Here is an 18,069-nt window from a genome sequence, read left to right as displayed (position 1 = left end):
CTGATGGTTGTAATAAACCATTTTATACATGAAGCTATCACAGTTTAAGTTCGATCTCCCCCTGAATCTTATTGCCCAGCACCCTGCGAAAAAAAGAGAAGACAGCCGTATGATGGTTGTTAACCGCAAGACCGGCAATATCGACAACAAGCATTTTCGCGACATCCTCGAGTATTTTGACGACAAAGATGTATTTGTAGTGAACAACACAAAAGTGTTCCCTGCGCGTATGTATGGCCGTAAGGAAAAAACCGGTGCCAAAATCGAGGTATTTCTTCTACGCGAGTTGAACAAACCCAACCGCCTATGGGATGTTATCGTTGATCCTGCCCGTAAAATCCGTGTTGGTAACAAACTCTATTTTGGTGAAAATGATGAGATGGTTGCAGAAGTGATAGACAATACCACATCACGCGGACGTACAATTCGTTTTCTCTGGGATGGCACCGATGATGAGTTCCGCCAGATGCTGGAATTCCTGGGTGAAACGCCATTACCGAAATATATCAAGCGTAAGCCTGATGAGGATGATAAAGAGCGCTACCAGACTGTATATGCGAAACACGAAGGCGCCGTTGCAGCCCCCACTGCCGGATTGCATTTTAGCCGGGAGTTGATCAAACGACTGGAGATCAAAGGCATCCGTTTTGCCGAGGTAACCCTTCATACCGGTCTTGGAACTTTCCGTCCAATTGAAGTTGAAGATCTCAGCAAGCATAAGATGGATGCAGAATATTATCGCATTGAGGACACTGCCTGCCAGATCGTTAACAAAGCCAAAACCACTAATCACCGCATCTGTTCTATAGGAACAACCACGATGCGTGCTATAGAGTCTTCTTTTACCGCGGAGAAGCTGCTGAAGCCTTCTGAGGGCTGGACAAACCATTTTATTCATCCTCCATATGAATTCAATATTGCCGATGCCCTTGTTACGAATTTTCACCTGCCAAAGACCAGCCTGCTGATCATGACCTGCGCATTCGCAGGATATGATCTTGCAATGGAAGCATACAAAAAAGCCATCAAGGATAAGTACCGTTTCTTCAGCTATGGGGACGCGATGCTGGTCATCTAGGTGTCTGACACATGTTCGAACAAAATACTGCCCATTCAGGCAGTATTTTTTTTACACCTGTCTGACGCCTGTCGCGACATTCGTCAGACGAATGTTAAAGATTTAAGCATCTTTCCATAAACTTGTGCAGGATAGTTAATTTCATCTCTATGAAACAGATATTGCTCGCAGTTATGATACTGACCCTAATGTTGAATACGAATGCGCAGGAAGTGCTTCCACTCTATGATGGGGATTCTATCCCAAATAGTAAGCCCTCATCCAATGAGGAGCGTTCTGAACGTGCAGGTGACGGAATCCTCAGGACTTATAAGGTAAGTCGCCCAACCCTTACAGTTTACCTTCCCGCGGCTGATAAAGCCAACGGAACAGCAGTCATTATTTGTCCGGGTGGTGGCTACAGGATACTTGCGGATGATCATGAAGGAAGCGCGGTTGCAAAGCTTTTTAATGATTGGGGCGTTACCGCATTCGTATTAAAATACCGGATTCCGGATGATGCCACGATGGATGATAAAACCATCGGACCGCTCCAGGATGCGCAACGCGCTATTCAGTTTGTTCGGGAGAAAGCGAAACTGTGGCAATTGAATCCCAGGCAGGTAGGTATAATGGGTTTCAGCGCTGGCGGCCACCTCGCAGCGATGGCTACAGTTCATTATGATGATCCTAAAATAACTAACCCTCTTGGCACTTCATTACGCCCCGATTTTGCTATTCTAGCCTATCCGGTGATCAGCTTTTCTGAAGAATTAGCGCATAAAGGTAGCCGGGAGCAACTTATTGGCAAGGAACCTACTGCTTCTCAACTCCGCTACTATTCTGCAGAAGAGCAGGTTGATAAAAAAACTCCTCCGGTTTTCCTGATGCATGCGCGTGACGATAAGGCTGTTAAAGTTGATAATAGTCTCAGATTCAAGGAGGCCATGGATAAATTCAAGGTCAAAAATGATATTTATCTCTATGATAATGGAGGCCATGGTTTTGGCTTAAAGAATAGCACTTCTGATGTAGAATGGATGAAGTACGTAAAACAATGGATGTTCGGTATGGACCTGATCCTCAAAAAGCGTTAACTATGCGTCTGACATATGTCAGGACATGTGTCAGACGCTTATGAAAAGTATACTACTCTTATTATTATTCCCGGTTTTGGCAATGGCCCAAAACGACTTGCAAAATACAAGTATATATAAACCTGTCAACAAGGAATTATATGATACAATTGCAAAACTCGACAGCCTGTTTTTTGCCGCCTTCAACGCAAAGGATCTGGAATCGGCAATGAGTTTTTTCTCAGAAGATCTCGAATTTTATCACGATAAAGGGGGATTGGATGATTATAAAGTCACCAGGGAGAAATTAACCCTTCTGTTTAATAATAACCGAAATACCGGACTCCATCGCCAAATGGTTCCGGGAAGTCTCGAAGTATATCCCATTAACAACTACGGAGCTGTTCAAACAAACCTCCATCGTTTTTGCCATAAGGAAAACGGGAAGGATGATTGCGGCACATTCAAGAATATAATGATCTGGCAACTGAAAGATGGTAAATGGAAAGTTACGCGGGTAGTTAGTTATGATCACTAGAAGATGTCCGAACATATGTTCGAACATCTATCAGACATGTGTCAGACACCTAACCTACAAACCGAACAAACCTGTATTTAGTAATTGAAGCGTCTGCTGCTTATGGGCTGAGGGAATAAGCAGGGAAACATTATGTTTACTGCCTCCATAACTCACCATTCTAACAGGCACAGGCTTCAGCGATTCAAATAGTTTGCTGAGTATATCCTGCGTTTGTGCTATGTCGTTACCAACTATGGAAACAATGGTTTGGTCAAGATCAACTTCAACCGTTCCAAAAGGCTCGAGTTCTTTCACGATCTCTTTCAGGAAACTGGCATTATCAATGGTAACAGAAACAGCCACTTCTGAGGTAGTGATCATATCGATGGGAGTGCGGTATTTTTCAAACACTTCAAATATCTTCCGCAGAAATCCATAAGCCAGTAACATGCGGCTACTCTTGATCTTAATTGCAATGATACCATCCTTCGCTGCAATCGCTTTCACACCAACTGACCCGGCCTCCTGCATGATTGTTGTTCCTGCCGCCTCAGGCTGCATAGTATTCAGCAGCTTTACCGGAACCTTTTCCTGCTGCGCTGGCCAAATACAGGTGGGATGTAGAATTTTAGCACCGAAGTACGCGAGCTCGGCCGCTTCCTCAAAGCTGAGTTGCTCAATAGGCATTGTCTTATTCACAACACGCGGATCATTATTATGCATGCCATCAATATCTGTCCATATCTCACAAACGCTACAATTGGCTGCAGCTGCAATCAACGAAGCTGTATAATCACTGCCTCCTCTCTTTAAGTTATCTACTTCACCCCTTGCATTGCGGCAAATATAGCCTTGGGTGATAAAGAGTTTGGTATCCTCATGTGAACGAAGAATAGGCATTAGTTTCGCTCTAATGGCATTAACCTGGGGCTCATCGTTAGCATCAATACTCATGAAATCCAGCGCAGGAAGGAGCAGATGCTTTATCCCTTTTTCTTCAAGTGAAACTGAAAATAACTTAGTACTCATTAACTCACCCTGCGCAAGTATATCTTTATTAAGTGCTTCATTAAAAGATATTCTGGTGATTATGTTCAGAAATTCAAAATGTTCGGCGATGATGTTACGAGCCTTCTGCCGATATACATCATTAGTAAGAAGTTCATTGATGAATTGCTGGTAGTGAATGTCCAGCTTTTCGATAATAGCATTAGCGGCATCCTTATCACCTTTGAGCAATGCCTCCCCAATTGAAACAAGCGTATTTGTTGTGCCACTGAGTGCACTTAATACTACGATCTTAGGCTCACTGTCACTAGTAATGAGCTGCGCTACCTGGTGCATGCGTTCCGGCTTGCCCACGGATGTGCCACCGAACTTCATAACTTTCATCTGTTTCATGATTTGTGTGGATTGGTTCAGCCGATTAAACCGACTTCACCGAATCCGGTTAAAGATTCATTTATTCCATCATAGCAAGCGGGGCGAATTTACATCATCAGAATGGAATGGAAAATCTTTGCGCAAGCGTTTGCAGGTCTGCCACCACTACATCCAAAAGGGGGATACCACCCAATTTGCGTTCAGCCTCCAATTTTCTTTCCGGATCACCTGGTACCAAAACAGATTCAGCACCTTCTACCGTTCGGGCAGAACGAAATCTTCGGATCCAGTTATCCATGTCTGCTTTGAAATCTGCTGCAGGACGAAAGGCATCTAGCCGCATGGCTCCAAAAAAATGCCCAATTCCTTTTCCGGGCATACCGGTTGGCATTGGAACATAGGCAGGAAATGGAGGCACCCATGGCCCATAATTAGCGCCACTCAGTACAGCAGAAAATATATCCACGATTGCTCCCAATGCATATCCTTTATGGCTTCCATGCTCGCGGTCACCACCCAAAGGCAGCAATGCGCCGCCCTGCTTTAATGCGTGTGAATCTGTGGTGGATCTGCCTTCTGAATCCTGGATCCAACCCACGGGTGCTGCTTCCCCTTTTCGCTGTAAGATTTCCAGCTTTCCATTTGCCGCTGTAGTGGTTGCCATGTCTGCAACAAAAGCGGGCTCTTCCCCTCCAGGAATCGCCACACAAATAGGGTTGGTCCCTAGTAATCTTTCCGTTGAAAAAGTTGGTGCTACAAGAGCGCTTGCATTGGTCATGCTAATTCCTATCATATCCTCTTTAAGGGCCATCATGGAATGCCATCCCGCAATACCAAAATGATTACTGTTCTGAACACTAACCCATCCAGTTCCAACATTTTTTGCTTTATCAATTGCTACCTGCATAGCATAGGGAGCCACTACCAAACCCAGCCCACTGTCGCCGTCAACTACAGCAGTTGAGGGTGTTTCATGCAAAATCTTCAGAATGGGCCTGGCATTCACCCTGCCCGCTTCCCAAAGGCGAACGTACCCGCTCAATCGGGCGATACCGTGAGAATCGATTCCACGAAGGTCAGCACTTAACAATACCCTGGTTGCTGTTTGGGCATCATCAGGTGAGCATCCAATTGCGAGGAAAATATTTTGTGTAAAGTTTGCAAGTTGATCGTAGGAATAATTTGTTTCGGCCATGGCGCAAAGAAACGAAATAAAAAAAGCTCCCGGAGGGAGCTTATAAAAGTTGTAATAATTAGTTCTTAGAAGGGAAGATCATCACCTGGATCACCCATCGCTACCGGAGCCTGCTGCAAACCAGAAGGTTGTTGAATTGGATTACCCGCTGGTCCGGCCTGTTGGTAACCGCCGGAAGTTTGTGGTTGAAATCCTCCCTGGTTCTCCTGCTTCTGACCTAATAGCTGCACATTTTGAACACGCAGCGAGAGGGAAGCCCCTGTGGATCCATCATTTTTTGCATAGGTCCGAACTTCCGGTGCCCCTTCCACATACACCTGCGTTCCCTTTTTCAGGTAAGGTGCAACTGCAGTGCGATCAGACCAGTATGCGCAATCCACCCAGATGGTGCGTTCCTGCTGGTTTCCCTGTGCGTCGCGATACCTTTCGGTATGTGCCACCGTAAAATTCATCACTGTCTTCCCATTCACATTGTTGGTCACGCAATCCCGACCGAGATTACCGATTACCTGAAGTTTGATCATACACTTAAAATTTAGCTACGTAAATAAAAATTATGCAGGCAATATACACCCCTCGAGGCATCTGCGGTACCGTTTTTTAACCCTTGTTGAAAACTCGCCCAGGGTGGGGATAACCCCTCTAATGAATAATGATTAATCCTCTGCCCGGGCCGATCCCGCATCAATAAGGTTTCCAAAGAAAATACTGTTCATAAACAACCTGGTGCCGCCAAGCCAGTAGGCGCGGAAATTGGGATTTTCGCCCATACTGATGATCCGTCCCGATCCCATTGTCTGCACAATTACCGCCGCCGTATTTTTAATGCCTTCCAGATTTTGCCTGGTCACAAAGCCACTCTGCAAAGGGTTATCGCCATAAATAATGGGCGCTGCAAAGGGATTTTTTGGTTTCTCCATAAACACCTCATTCTGCTTGAATAAGGAGATCTTCGAATCGCTGTAACCATAACCCAAAGGATGTGTCAGATCGAGCTTGCCCTCCAGAATGGCACCACTTAATTGCTGTGCGCGTTCTACATAAGGGCGACTCACATAAGGAAGCACCTTACCTGAATCAACGGCAGGTCTCTGACGCCTTAAACTGAGGTTTACCAATCCAGCCTGTTTGGCCCAACTGATAGCAGTTTCCATCAGGATCAATGTTCCGCCGGCTTGCACCCACGACTGTAATTTTTCCTTATTGAAACTATTATAAGTACCGGCAACAACAACAATCACATTGTACTTATTAAGCTCTGCGCGATCAAAAGTTGCGGCCTCTAGCATCACAGGTGGCATATTGAAACGCTGATCGAGAAGATGCCACACTTCACCCGCATCCAGGGCACTGACCCCGGTACCAACTAACATCGCCACAGAGGGTTTTCTGATGGTTATCATCTTACCACTTCCAAGGTCGGATCCGGAAATTGACAATCCACCATTTATAGCATAAACATCCAAATGATTTTGCATTGATAACTCCTGCATAAGTGCATGCACCTTAGCTGCACCAACTGATTGAGATTGTAATGGAACAAGGATAGTTCCATAATCAAATTTTTTCGGCTGTCCATTAACGGTACTCTCAAATACATTGCCTGCTACTTTTGCCAACACGCCCTGCTGTTGTAATGCATGTAGCATGCGTGGGGCATATAATGCATCCCATGAAAATGCATATGCATACTCTGCCTTCCCACCAATCACCAATCCATGCGGATACTTCAACTCTGTAACCTTATCCCCGGTTTCAACAGGCAGCTTTGCCAATTCCGCATAAGGAATACCCATGGCAAGGGGCATTGTCCATGCGGTGATATCATAAAAAATACTGTCTTTGTATTCAAGCGTTTTTTCGAAAAAAGTTTGCACCAGTTTATACTGAGGTTGCGCCGCTGGCACCACATAGGCCTTTCCTTTCTGAAAGCGTTGTGAACCAGAAACCAAATCTGTTTTCAACTCATGGATCTCGATATTATGCTGCATCATCATTTCCATAAAGAGAGCTGTACGTACACCATCATTGCCGCCAAAAACATATGCCTTTGTGCGGGCCGCAGCAGCCTCTGCAGCCATCTGGCTGTAAAAATCGCGTTGGTATTGAAGTAGTTCAGGCCGCATACTTTTCGCTGCTTCGAGTGTACTTAGAACAGTTGTGAACTGGTTACGGATTGTGAAAGGAAAACTCAGCAGGCCATTAGATGTTTCACGCAGATGCCCACGCGAAGATGCCTGTTCAAACAATATCCCGATACAACCCTGGGCATCCGGATAGGTGCTTCCCTTTCCATAATAAAAATCATCATAGCCTTCACTGGTATAATACAACGAACCGATCTTATCGAGCTGCCTGGCATGGAATTCGGCCACCTTCCGTGTTAGCTGCTGGTTCTTTAACGGCGTTAAAGGATTAACCCTGCTGGGTTCACCGGGCTGGAAGAAAAATGTAGCATCACTTCCCATCTCATGGTGGTCGGTAAGAATATTCGGACGCCAGTCCTGATACCATTTCAGCCGGTTTTTACTTTCCACATGCTGTGCGGGAAGCCAGTCGCGGTTCAGGTCAAACCAGTAATGATTGAACCTGCCGCCGGGCCATACTTCATTGAATTCGCGGGATGCCGGATCGGTAACCGGACTATTACTTTTATGCATATTGGCCCAGGTAGCAAACCGGTTGAGTCCATCAGGATTGAAAGAGGGATCAAGAAGTATAACCACGTCATTTAGCAATGAATCCATTGCCGGCCCTTCTGCGGCAGCCAGATGGTATGCCCCCAGCAGTGCTGCATTGGCACCGCTCGGCTCATTGCCATGAATGGAAAATCCCTGCCATACTACAGCCGGCATCCGGTTGAGGTCAAGGCTGCCTTTAAACCGGGGATCTGATAGTTTCAGGTGTTCAGTACGGATTTCTTCCAAACGCTGGTGGTTAGCCCGCGATGTAATTATAAGCAGTAATTGAGGCCGGGCTTCATAGGTGAGTCCGGTCTGAACAAGCTTCACCCTTTCAGGTGCCGCCGCCGCCACAGCCCGCATATAATTCACTAGCCGGTCATGGGTCACATGCCATTCGCCCACCTTATGTCCAATAATTGATTCGGGAGTAGGCACTTTAGGACTGTAGCTGGTTCCCGCTGGAAGGTAATATGAGAGGTCCTGGGATTGTAGGGACAAAATAATAGCAATAATGCAGAACAGGGTAAAAACGATTCTCATGAGCATGTTTTGTGTGTAGGAATGAATTTAGCAAGGATTTTGCTCATAATCTTTAAATAAGCCCATATGAAAAAGATCCTGCTGCCCTGTTTCTGTTTGATAATAGCATTGTCTACCAATGCGCAATTAAAAGTTAAAGCCGAATGTGACCCTTTTTACGTTGACATCCTGAATGGCACCGTTAATACAGTGAAACCAAACCACACCCCGGGCGAGATCCAACAGAAACTACCCTGCTCCTCAGGTTACGAAGAAGAAGGTGCAGCTGCTAAATGTGGCGGCTCTATCAGCTTTAAAGGCCAGGATATTGTGTTCTATACCCAACGCAACATCATCGAGATAGGCTCAAAATTCAAGGGTAAAATGAGTATTCCCCTCCTTGGTGCCAGCCGAACAAAACTCTTCCCCCTGCTTGGCAGCCCGCAACTCAAAGACGATAATTGGGAGGCCTTCCAGACTGCCTATGGCATTCTTATTCTCTATTATACCGCGGGTAAGGTGAACCGCATCCTTATGAGTTCTGAAAATGCCACAACCATCCAGCTCTGCCAATAGAGTATTATACTTGCATATACAAGTATCCGATTGAAATATTCGTACATTTGCACCTCAATTTCAAGTGTATGAGCCGAAAAGGTAAAGTGCTGGTAGCGATGAGTGGTGGAATTGATTCCACCGTCACAGCCCTGATGCTTCATGAGCAGGGTTACGAAGTGGTGGGCATCACTATGAAAACCTGGGATTATGCCACCGCGGGTAGCAGCAAAAAAGAAACAGGCTGCTGTAATCTCGATTCCTTCAATGACGCCCGTATGGCGGCGGTGCAGCATGGCTTTCCGCATTTCGTACTGGATATCCGCGAAGAATTCGGTGACTTTGTTATTGAGAATTTTGTGGATGAATATCTTGCCGGGCGCACCCCCAACCCCTGCGTGATGTGTAACACCCATATCAAGTGGAGGGCACTCCTGAAAAGGGCTGATGCACTTGATTGTGAGTTCATCGCCACGGGTCATTATGGCATAATCAAACAGCATTCAAATGGCCGTTGGTTCGTTAGCAAAGGTGTTGATGAAACCAAGGACCAGAGTTATGTTTTATGGGGGCTGGAACAAGACCTGCTAAGCAGAACCATGCTGCCACTGGGCGGATACCGAAAGTCGGAGATCCGTCAAATGGCACACGACTATGGTTATCCCGAACTGGCGAAAAAAGCCGAGAGTTATGAGATCTGTTTCGTTCCCGATAATGACTACCGCGGATTCCTGAAGAAGAAAGTGGAGGGGCTGGAGGATCGTGTAATGGGTGGCGCGTTTGTAGACAAACATGGCAAGATGCTGGGTAAGCACAAAGGTTATCCGTTTTATACTATCGGGCAAAGGAAGGGGCTTGACATTGCACTCGGCAAACCGGTATTTGTAACGGAGATAATACCTGAAAGCAATACAGTAGTGCTGGGTGATGAAGAAGATCTCAACCGTTCTGAGGCTATTGTAAGCCGCATAAATTGGATGAAATATGACGGTATTTCAGAAGGAATGGAGGCAACAACTAAGATCAGATATAAGGATAAAGGAACATTATCTACCTTACACGAACATGAAAATGGTGTGCGAGTGCACTTCTACGAAAATGTAAAAGGAGTGGCACCGGGCCAGAGTGCGGTATTCTATGAGGGGGATGACGTTATTGGCGGTGGTATCATCCAACGGCAACAGGTACCCTTCATTTGATCAACAATAAACCTTATTGAAAATCGTTGATTCGCTATGAGAAAACTGGTAGGATCCATCTTAATACTGGCAGCAATTGGAGGAATAGTGTCCTGCGGTAAAGAAACCGATACACCCGATGAAGCACTTCTCACCGATTATTTTAACCTGGCCCCCGGCAGTCAGGTCAATTACCAGCTTGATTCTATCATAAAAGCACCATTCCAGGACACTTCATTCATTGTTCGTTCCTATGAAGCCAGAGATGTGGTTGATGCTGAGATCACTGACAATCTCGGAAGGAAAAGCTGGAGAGTATTCCGTTCACTGCGACCACTCGGAAGTTCCAGTGAGAGCGCATGGCAGGTATCTGATACTTACATGATCACTCCTACTCTTTCAGTTGTTGAAGTAATTGAAAATAACCTTCGTTTTCAAAAACTTATAGCCCCCATAAGGGATGGGAAAGAATGGAAGGGAAATAGTTATATCAATGCCGTTCCCGGCGAAGAACTTGCATATCTCTATAACTGGACTTACAGGTATCAGGACATTGACGCTTCCCATACCAGCTTTGAGCAGGTGATCCCAAATACCATTACCGTTCAGCAACAGGATGATGAATTGAATTCTGCCGGCCTTGGACCGCTAGATCCTTCCCAGAATGGATACCGGGTATTTAGTAAGGAGATCTATGCAAAAGGCATTGGTCTCGTTTATAAGGAATTGATCTATTGGGATTTCCAATCCCCCGCCACAACCGGGAATGAATATCCTAACGGATTAAAGGAAGGAGGCGGTATTCGTATGCAGGTCTTAAGCTGGAAATAATCAAAATTTTAAGAAAATGGGAGCTGTAAAGGGCTGAAAACTGCTTAATCCATGTGTCAAACATGTATAAAACAAGCTGGAACCCCTTATTTTACTGGGGTTCACACATCAATGAGACTAGGATTAGACAAGGATTAGACAACTATTAGACTAGGATTAAGCTTGCAGACCAAATTTTCCACCCAAAATTCTGTCCCACATTATGAAAAGGCGAATGCCGGTTTTGACTGCTGGTCTTTACTGATTATATTGTCTGCCATCTCAAGGTGTGGAATCACAAGGCTATAAAGCAGCTTCCCCGAAAGGGAGGTGGCCTCAATAACAAGCTCATGCCCACGGTGCCATGCCGGCCTGTTAATTTCCAGTACCAGGTGGCGTGATGAATAGGGCTCGAGGTAAAAATCATTTCTTCCATTAAGCACCGGCTCATCCGTCTCCTCCTTATGATCGGGCCAGAGAGACCATCCTGATTTGCGATAGTATGCTTTCACTTCAAAGGGATCAAGCATTTCTGTGCTGTAATTGTACAGATCAAGCTGGTAAAAAACCTTATCCTGAAATATATAGGATCCGGCTAATTCAAGTTTAAGTTGTTGTCCGGCCATCAAACCGGGAACCGGTAAGTAATTCCTCCTGATCCTGGATTGTGTAGCAGCCTTATCTGAATGAAAACCTGAAGTTTGACCGTATAAACTATTCATCACATAAAATGACCTGGAAATTTCGCCTGTATATCGTGTAACCAGATTGTAATGACTTCCATCCTCGGTATGTACCTGTAAAATGGTTTGCCTGAATTGTTCCTTTCCAGCCTTCACTAATAATAACTTGTTTCCGGCTGATGCCGTGCACGATATTAGTTCCTCTGAACTCTGCTGCCATGCCAGAACCGGAGATGGAAAAAACAAGGCGCAGGTATGCGTGGTGTTCAATCCAATAAAAGAAAAACTGGGTAAAGGGGCATTATCAGTTACCATATTACTTTAACGAACAAAATCATGGCGGACAGATATGTACCACCATGATTTTTTTATTGTGAACAGTACCTGATAAAATTATCAACAGGAATAATGCAGTTTTCCACTTTTACCCCTTATCAGGGTTTTTTCCCGTACTGGTGAACCAACGGTTTACAGAATTGTGCCTGCCTTCTACAACAACTTTATAAAATCCCCCCGGTAAATCTTTTACCGGAATAAGCAGACCTTGTTTTTGGGAGGATACTGTACCAACCAGTTTGTAATTATCCTCCCCTCCTTTTTTGAATTCGTTGGTTGCAGTTATATAAACCCTGAGATCTTCCTTTGCTCCCAGAGCTTTCCAACTGATATCAAGCTGATCCTGGAAATAATTAACCCGGAGATCACCAACAGAAATCTCACCAAGCAGTGGTAATCCATCAAGCTCACGCAAACGGAGTGCTGCCGGTTTGACATTCATGTGCCGGGCAATTGTAGGCATAATATCGGTTATGGATGCCTGGTAGTATCGTGCGTGCGCATTGATAGCTGGTTTATTCAACACTATCCATCCACTCTTTTGCCGGGGTGTTTGTCCACCATGATCCTTTCCATTATTCTCGCTTCGGCCATGATCTGTGGTAATAATGATAAGCCAGTCTTCCCTGAACTGCTTTTGCCTGTATTGAATAGCATCCCATATCCTGCCCACCTGTACATCTAATTTCTTTACTGCATTATAAAATGCCTCTCCGTCTCCATGCATATGCCCCATATCATCTGTGTATTCGAGGTAGACCCATGAAAGGTCGGGCGATTTTTCACGGATGGTTTTTGCGGCCTGCAATGAAACCTCTTCATCAATCAGGTGCATAAAATCACGGTTTGCATCTTGAGGAAAGCGCACTGTATCCAGTTCATACCCGTCTGCAACATGATCAAGAACAAGTGCGCCGGCTTCTGGTAGTTTCTCTCCGATAAGTTTAGTGCGATTGTCAGTCCAGCTTGAGAACACAGCTGTTCTGCCTTTTGGAAAAGATTCTTTATAGAACCTGAAAATATTCCAGTAATTATAATTCGGTTCCTTTATAGAGTTGCCCCAAACATTATGTTTATTCACCCAGGTTCCTGTAAGTATGCTATTGTAACTAACTGCAGAAATGGTGGGCGTTTCATTGTAGGTACCTGTTTCGCCACCCACATATGCACGCAGGTAGCTTCCTGCAGCAGCCACTTTGTCGATATTAGGAGTAGGTAGCTTCTCCAGCACATCGGCAGGGATGCCATCAGCGATAATGAAGAGGGCTTTCTTTTTTATTGTTTGTGCATTCAGATGAAAGGACATCAGGACGAAGGCCGGCAACAATAAACAATGGCTGCGAAATACAAATTCTCTATTCATAATTATTGAGTGGAAAATAATGGATTTTATTTAAGCAGCCACATCTCACTATTAACATTGTCACCTCCTGGAAACTGGCGTTCAATAGCCTCACTAACAGAAGTCCTGTTTAATTGTAGTTCTGCCTCGGGGTACATCCAGCGTTTGGGGATTTTTGCATCATTGAGCACGCCTCCTCCACTTACGTCAAATAGCGGATATCCTGTACGACGTTGTTCGAAAAACGGCTGCCATCCGCCCTGCATAAATGATGCAATATATTTCTGAACCATAATGTCGCTGATCTCGTTGCCGGCTTGTAATGCTACATCGGGAGATGAAAGATATGCATCGATGGTGGGCATAGCAATTTCATAGAACATCATATTGGCGCGGATTCCTTCCCTATAATAGGTATCTGCATTACCAGTTATCCAACCACGCACAACAGCTTCAGCAAGGATGAATTGCAGTTCTGCATAACCAAAAGCAACTGATGCTTCATTCACCGGATCAGTATAATACCGTGGATTGATCTTTGATGCTTCGCCAGCAACTACTTTTTCAGTATTCTCGGTGATAGGAGCACTTCCGTTGAGCCCACCATAAGCATTAAAGTCTCCGTCTTCAAGATCGGCATGTATAGGTGCCTTTGCCGCAAAAAGGAATAGTCGTGGGTCTTCCAGATGCCTTAGCGTATCCACAAAACTCTCAGCCATATAATATGCTGTTTGCATGGAGTTATCATTGTAATGAGGGTACCTGTTGCCCTGGATATCATGGAATACTAGTTGCGCATTGTCAGCATTACTCGTAAACAACGGATAAGCCGAAGGGTCATTTACAATTGCAGCAAAACGTTGCTTAAGGTTGAATGCCGTATTCGACTCTTTTGCCGAGAGGTAAGTGAGGACCCGTAGTGTGTAGCTATTGATGAGCTTCCTCCATTTAATAATATTTCCATTATATACAACATCACCCTGCATGGGCTCTTCAATATTTGCCAATTCGCTGTTGGCCTGCTCAAGCAGCTCAAGAGCCTGCAGGAATACAGATTCCTGGCTATCATATTTAGCTGTGTATTGAGCTTCATCGCCTTTCAGCGCTTCACTAAATGGAATATCCCCAAAACTCATGGTAAGCTGGATACCGAAATATGCACGAAAGAATTTTGCGACCGACTGGTATGCAGGTTTACCAACACGTGCTGCTTCTTTTTCCATTCGCAGCACCTGGCGAAGGTTGCTGTAATCACTGAAGCTACCACGCTGCCAGCCATAATATTGCTGATCAGATACACCATCCGTATATGCCAATTGCCTGCTGGCAAGGGCCGCACCTGTATTTACCTCGTTGAATGCTAATCGCTCAATAGTAGTAAGCAGGAGATCGGGAGTTGCCTGGGTAGTTCGGTTGGGGTCAACCTGGAAATCTTCATATTTGCTACAGGAGGCGAAGCCAAAAACGGCTATCGCTGAAATTGCTATATATATCTTTTTCATCTTGATCTTATTTTATAATCAGAAACGAACATTCAGGTTTATCCCGATGTTGCGGGTGGAAGGAGTTTGCAGGTTATCGCTTCCCGGATCCGGATCTACATTCTCAAGTTCTGAAACAAGGAAGAGGTTTCTTCCCACTGCTGATACAGAGGCGGATTGTATTTTATTACCCAGCCATTTTGTTGGGAGTTGCCAGGTTAGTGATACCTCACGTAGTTTGAGAAAGCTCTGTGAATAGTTATGGTAGTTGTTATCGATGGCGTTACTGGTGCTGATCATATAATCGATATAATTGACACCTTTAGTATTCGGGGCAAACTTCCTGGTGTCACTGAGTACATTTCCATCTTCATCATAAGTTATTTCGCCGGCTGTCACCACAACACCCTGCCCAATCCAAGAACTGATCCCTTCATTAGCATCATCCCTGTATTGGTTGACGGTACCAGGATGAGTGCCACCCCACCACATTTTCTGGTTGGTAGTAGAATACATCAAACCACCGATCCTTCCATCTACAAGGAATTTGAAGGAGAAATTCTTATAGTTAAAGCTGTTCTCCAATCCATATACCAGGTCGGGATTTGCATCACCAATATACCTGGTGAAATTATCCCATCTGGGGAAGCCATTACTGTTGTAAACCACATTACCGGCACCATCCGTTTCATATTTCCAGTCGAAGATCCGGTCCACTCTTTCCCCTACCCTTATCTTGTTAAGTTGTTCTGCACCACCGTAAATAGCGGTTAGGTAGCGGCGGTAATTGCTGAGATTGGCATTAATATCCCATCGGAAATTTTTGTTCTTAACTGGGTTTGCATTGATCATCAGCTCAAATCCTTTGCGCTTGTATTCATTTCCATTCTCCAACCTTGATGTGTAACCGCTTGTTTCAGAAACAGGGATGGAAACGATATTATTATAATCACGACTCTGGTAATAAGTGGCATCAATTCCAAGTCGGCCGTTGAATAGTTTTAGCTCCAAGCCCGCTTCCCAACTATCAGATGTTTGCGGTTTAATATCAGGATTGATCTGTGCGCTGCCATAAGACAATGCCGGTGTATTGTTCCAGCTGGTTCCTTTATCATATGCCTGCAGGAATCCATAGGTATATTCATTGTCATTAAGTGTACCACTGCTCACCCGCGACCATGAGCCTCTTGCTTTCAGGTAGCTTATTTGTGAAGGAAGGTCGATCAGGTTGGAAAGTATCACTGACCCCGACAGAGAAGGATAAAAATAACTGTTGTTGCCAACCGGGAGGGTGGAGATCTTATCCTGCCTTCCTGTAAGCGTCAGGTAAAAACTATTTCTATAATCAACGTCAACATATCCATATAGGCTGCTGGTTCTCCTCTCCTCAAGACCGTTAGAGCCCTGGATGGGATTGGCAGAGTTGGCAAGGTTATAAAAGCCGGGTACCGTTAGTCCATCTGTACTTGCAGTTTGGTACCGATGGTTACGATAGTAATTGGATGCGCCTACCTGTGCGTTTATATTGATCTCACCAAGGCTTTTGCGATATGCAAGCATGAGATCAGAAATAATATCGAGATAGTTTACAGTTGAAGTGCTGAAATTGCCGCGCGAAATATTGCTATAACCAACATAACTATTAGGCTCTTTATATGACCTGTTGAGTGCATAACCATTAAGGCCATTTCTGAGTTTCAGGCTAAATGATTCAGAGAGATCATAGTTGAGATCAAGGGCACCAAAGTAGTTATCCTTATGATATCCGCGGAGGTATTCATAAGCCTGGAAGTAAGGGTTATTGTACCAGGAAATATTGTAATGGTTCTGCTGGATGCCTTCCTTGCCGGGTACCCAGTAATTGCGCAGCTTTCTAACATCCACATCGGGGCCGGTCCATAGCACAAGGTTGTATAGATAATTGGTTGGTCCATACCCGGTTTCCGGAAAATTATCGGTGTATTCGCGGTTATAAGTAAAGCGGCTATCGATGCTGAATTTGGAAGTGAGTTTATAATTACCGGCAAGGCTAAAGGATGTGTTGTTGAGGCTTGTATTAGGTACTACGCCATTTTGGTAGATATGTCCTGCAGAAGCCCTGAAACTTCCATTATCTGAGGCTTTGGTAATGCTGATATTGTTGCTGACAATAAGGCCTGTTTCAAAGAAGTTGCGAACATTATCTTGTCCCCTTGAAAGGAATGGCGTAGGGATTCTTTCACCGGTAACGGGATCAACGGGACTATCAAACTGGGTAGTCTCGAAATATCCGCTGGGAGTGGATGCGTCGCGCTGGTTAAGTTTCGGTCCCCATATCCATCCACCACCTTCTGTTCCACCGCCGCTTCCATCTACGAAGGCATATTTCCCTTTATTACCATTACCATAGGTTGTTTGTACATCGGGGATGCGGATGAACCCGGTTTGAGCAAGTATGGATGAATTGACTTCAATGCTAAGCTGATTGCCTTTACCTCTTTTTGTGCTGATCATGATGGCGCCGTTCTGGCCAATGGAGCCATAGAGTGCTGATGCAGCGGGACCTTTAAGTACACTGATATTCTCCACATCATCGGCGTTGATCTTCCACATGTCGGCCGATTGATCAGGAATTCCATCGATAACGATCAGGGGTTTACGCCCACGAAGCGAAAGGCCCGCATCCTGGAAAAGGTCGGTGGAGTTATTAATCTGTAAGCCCGCAACACGTCCTGTGAGTGAGTTCACCACGTTAGGCTCACGCGCCTTCACTAGGTTTTCACCCTTTACATCCTGTACGGCATAGCCCAGTCTTGCTTTTTCTTTCTTGATACCAAGAGCAGTAACAACCACTTCCTGCATATCAGAAGATTCAGCCACCATCACGATTTCAAGATTGCCAGCAGCATTCACTTTAATAGTTTGTCGGGCAAAGCCAACGGAACTGAAGACCAGTTCATCACCCACTGCTGCTAAAATTGAAAAGAGTCCGGATTCATCCGAAACAGTAGTTTGACCTGAGGCAGATCGCTGTACTGTAACTCCTGGAATGGCTTTTCCATTTGTTTTGTCTGTAACGGAACCTTTTACCAGGATATCCTGAGCAAGGATGTTGTGAGATAACATAATAAGGATGCAAAAAGAAAGCACCCGGGTTAAGATGATTCGCATAAGCTATGTGTAGTTTCGAGGCACGAAATTCACATTCCCAGATTATGCAGATGTTAACGCAAGAAGAACTTTACATGAACAAGCAATAAATAAAAACAGG

At 44.9% G+C, this 18,069-nt stretch carries 14 protein-coding genes; 6 read left to right on the top strand and 8 right to left on the bottom strand.

Annotation, left to right across the window (positions count from 1 at the left end):
* Positions 1-28 precede the first annotated feature (28 nt).
* The 3 genes from queA (at position 29) to V6M43_RS02080 (ending at position 2,671) form a co-directional block, all read left to right on the top strand.
* A complete protein-coding gene (gene queA, locus V6M43_RS02090) occupies positions 29-1,078 on the top strand; it encodes a tRNA preQ1(34) S-adenosylmethionine ribosyltransferase-isomerase QueA (RefSeq protein ID WP_039131403.1) in 1,050 nt (349 codons plus the stop codon).
* Between the two features lie 149 nt (positions 1,079-1,227).
* Positions 1,228-2,154: an alpha/beta hydrolase gene (locus V6M43_RS02085; RefSeq protein WP_332732389.1), complete on the top strand. Its 927-nt coding sequence runs from the start codon at positions 1,228-1,230 to the stop codon at positions 2,152-2,154.
* A 25-nt stretch (positions 2,155-2,179) separates the two neighbouring features.
* Positions 2,180-2,671: a nuclear transport factor 2 family protein gene (locus tag V6M43_RS02080; RefSeq protein ID WP_332732388.1), complete on the top strand. Its 492-nt coding sequence runs from the start codon at positions 2,180-2,182 to the stop codon at positions 2,669-2,671.
* Positions 2,672-2,725: 54 nt separating this feature from the next.
* Here the strand turns inward: V6M43_RS02080 and V6M43_RS02075 are convergent, their stop codons facing one another.
* The 4 genes from V6M43_RS02075 to V6M43_RS02060 form a co-directional block, all read right to left on the bottom strand.
* Positions 2,726-4,054 carry an aspartate kinase gene (locus V6M43_RS02075; protein WP_332732387.1) on the bottom strand — a complete coding sequence of 443 codons (1,329 nt, stop codon included), beginning with the start codon at positions 4,052-4,054 and terminating at the stop codon, positions 2,726-2,728.
* Between the two features lie 97 nt (positions 4,055-4,151).
* Entirely contained in the window at positions 4,152-5,231 is a 1,080-nt protein-coding gene (locus V6M43_RS02070) for an Ldh family oxidoreductase (protein ID WP_332732386.1), read from the bottom strand.
* Positions 5,232-5,296: 65 nt separating this feature from the next.
* Positions 5,297-5,755 (bottom strand): single-stranded DNA-binding protein, encoded by a 459-nt coding sequence (locus tag V6M43_RS02065; RefSeq protein ID WP_332732385.1) that lies wholly within the window; start codon positions 5,753-5,755, stop codon positions 5,297-5,299.
* A gap of 132 nt (positions 5,756-5,887) precedes the next feature.
* Positions 5,888-8,455 carry a M14 metallopeptidase family protein gene (locus V6M43_RS02060; protein ID WP_332732384.1) on the bottom strand — a complete coding sequence of 856 codons (2,568 nt, stop codon included), beginning with the start codon at positions 8,453-8,455 and terminating at the stop codon, positions 5,888-5,890.
* A 66-nt stretch (positions 8,456-8,521) separates the two neighbouring features.
* On the opposite strand from V6M43_RS02060, the gene V6M43_RS02055 reads away from it, so the two are divergent.
* The 3 genes from V6M43_RS02055 (at position 8,522) to V6M43_RS02045 (ending at position 10,998) form a co-directional block, all read left to right on the top strand.
* Entirely contained in the window at positions 8,522-9,010 is a 489-nt protein-coding gene (locus V6M43_RS02055; protein WP_332732383.1) for a hypothetical protein, read from the top strand.
* 68 nt (positions 9,011-9,078) lie between these two features.
* Positions 9,079-10,188, top strand: coding sequence for a tRNA 2-thiouridine(34) synthase MnmA (mnmA, locus tag V6M43_RS02050; protein WP_332732382.1), 1,110 nt, complete (start codon positions 9,079-9,081; stop codon positions 10,186-10,188).
* 36 nt (positions 10,189-10,224) lie between these two features.
* On the top strand, positions 10,225-10,998 hold the full coding sequence (locus V6M43_RS02045; protein ID WP_332732381.1) for a hypothetical protein: 774 nt from the start codon (positions 10,225-10,227) through the stop codon (positions 10,996-10,998).
* A gap of 200 nt (positions 10,999-11,198) precedes the next feature.
* Here the strand turns inward: V6M43_RS02045 and V6M43_RS02040 are convergent, their stop codons facing one another.
* The 4 genes from V6M43_RS02040 to V6M43_RS02025 form a co-directional block, all read right to left on the bottom strand.
* Positions 11,199-11,975, bottom strand: a complete 777-nt coding sequence (locus V6M43_RS02040; protein ID WP_332732380.1) for a hypothetical protein — start codon at positions 11,973-11,975, stop codon at positions 11,199-11,201.
* 109 nt (positions 11,976-12,084) lie between these two features.
* Positions 12,085-13,359 (bottom strand): alkaline phosphatase family protein, encoded by a 1,275-nt coding sequence (locus V6M43_RS02035; protein WP_332732379.1) that lies wholly within the window; start codon positions 13,357-13,359, stop codon positions 12,085-12,087.
* Between the two features lie 26 nt (positions 13,360-13,385).
* Positions 13,386-14,840: a SusD/RagB family nutrient-binding outer membrane lipoprotein gene (locus V6M43_RS02030; protein ID WP_332732378.1), complete on the bottom strand. Its 1,455-nt coding sequence runs from the start codon at positions 14,838-14,840 to the stop codon at positions 13,386-13,388.
* 18 nt (positions 14,841-14,858) lie between these two features.
* Positions 14,859-17,969: a SusC/RagA family TonB-linked outer membrane protein gene (locus tag V6M43_RS02025; protein WP_332732377.1), complete on the bottom strand. Its 3,111-nt coding sequence runs from the start codon at positions 17,967-17,969 to the stop codon at positions 14,859-14,861.
* Positions 17,970-18,069 lie beyond the last annotated feature (100 nt).

Source organism: Flavihumibacter sp., from assembly GCF_036676075.1.
In the GTDB taxonomy this organism is placed as follows: Bacteria; Bacteroidota; Bacteroidia; order Chitinophagales; family Chitinophagaceae; genus Flavihumibacter.
The sequence above is the reverse complement of the archived record's forward strand: the minus strand, read 5'-3'. Positions and strand labels throughout refer to the sequence as shown.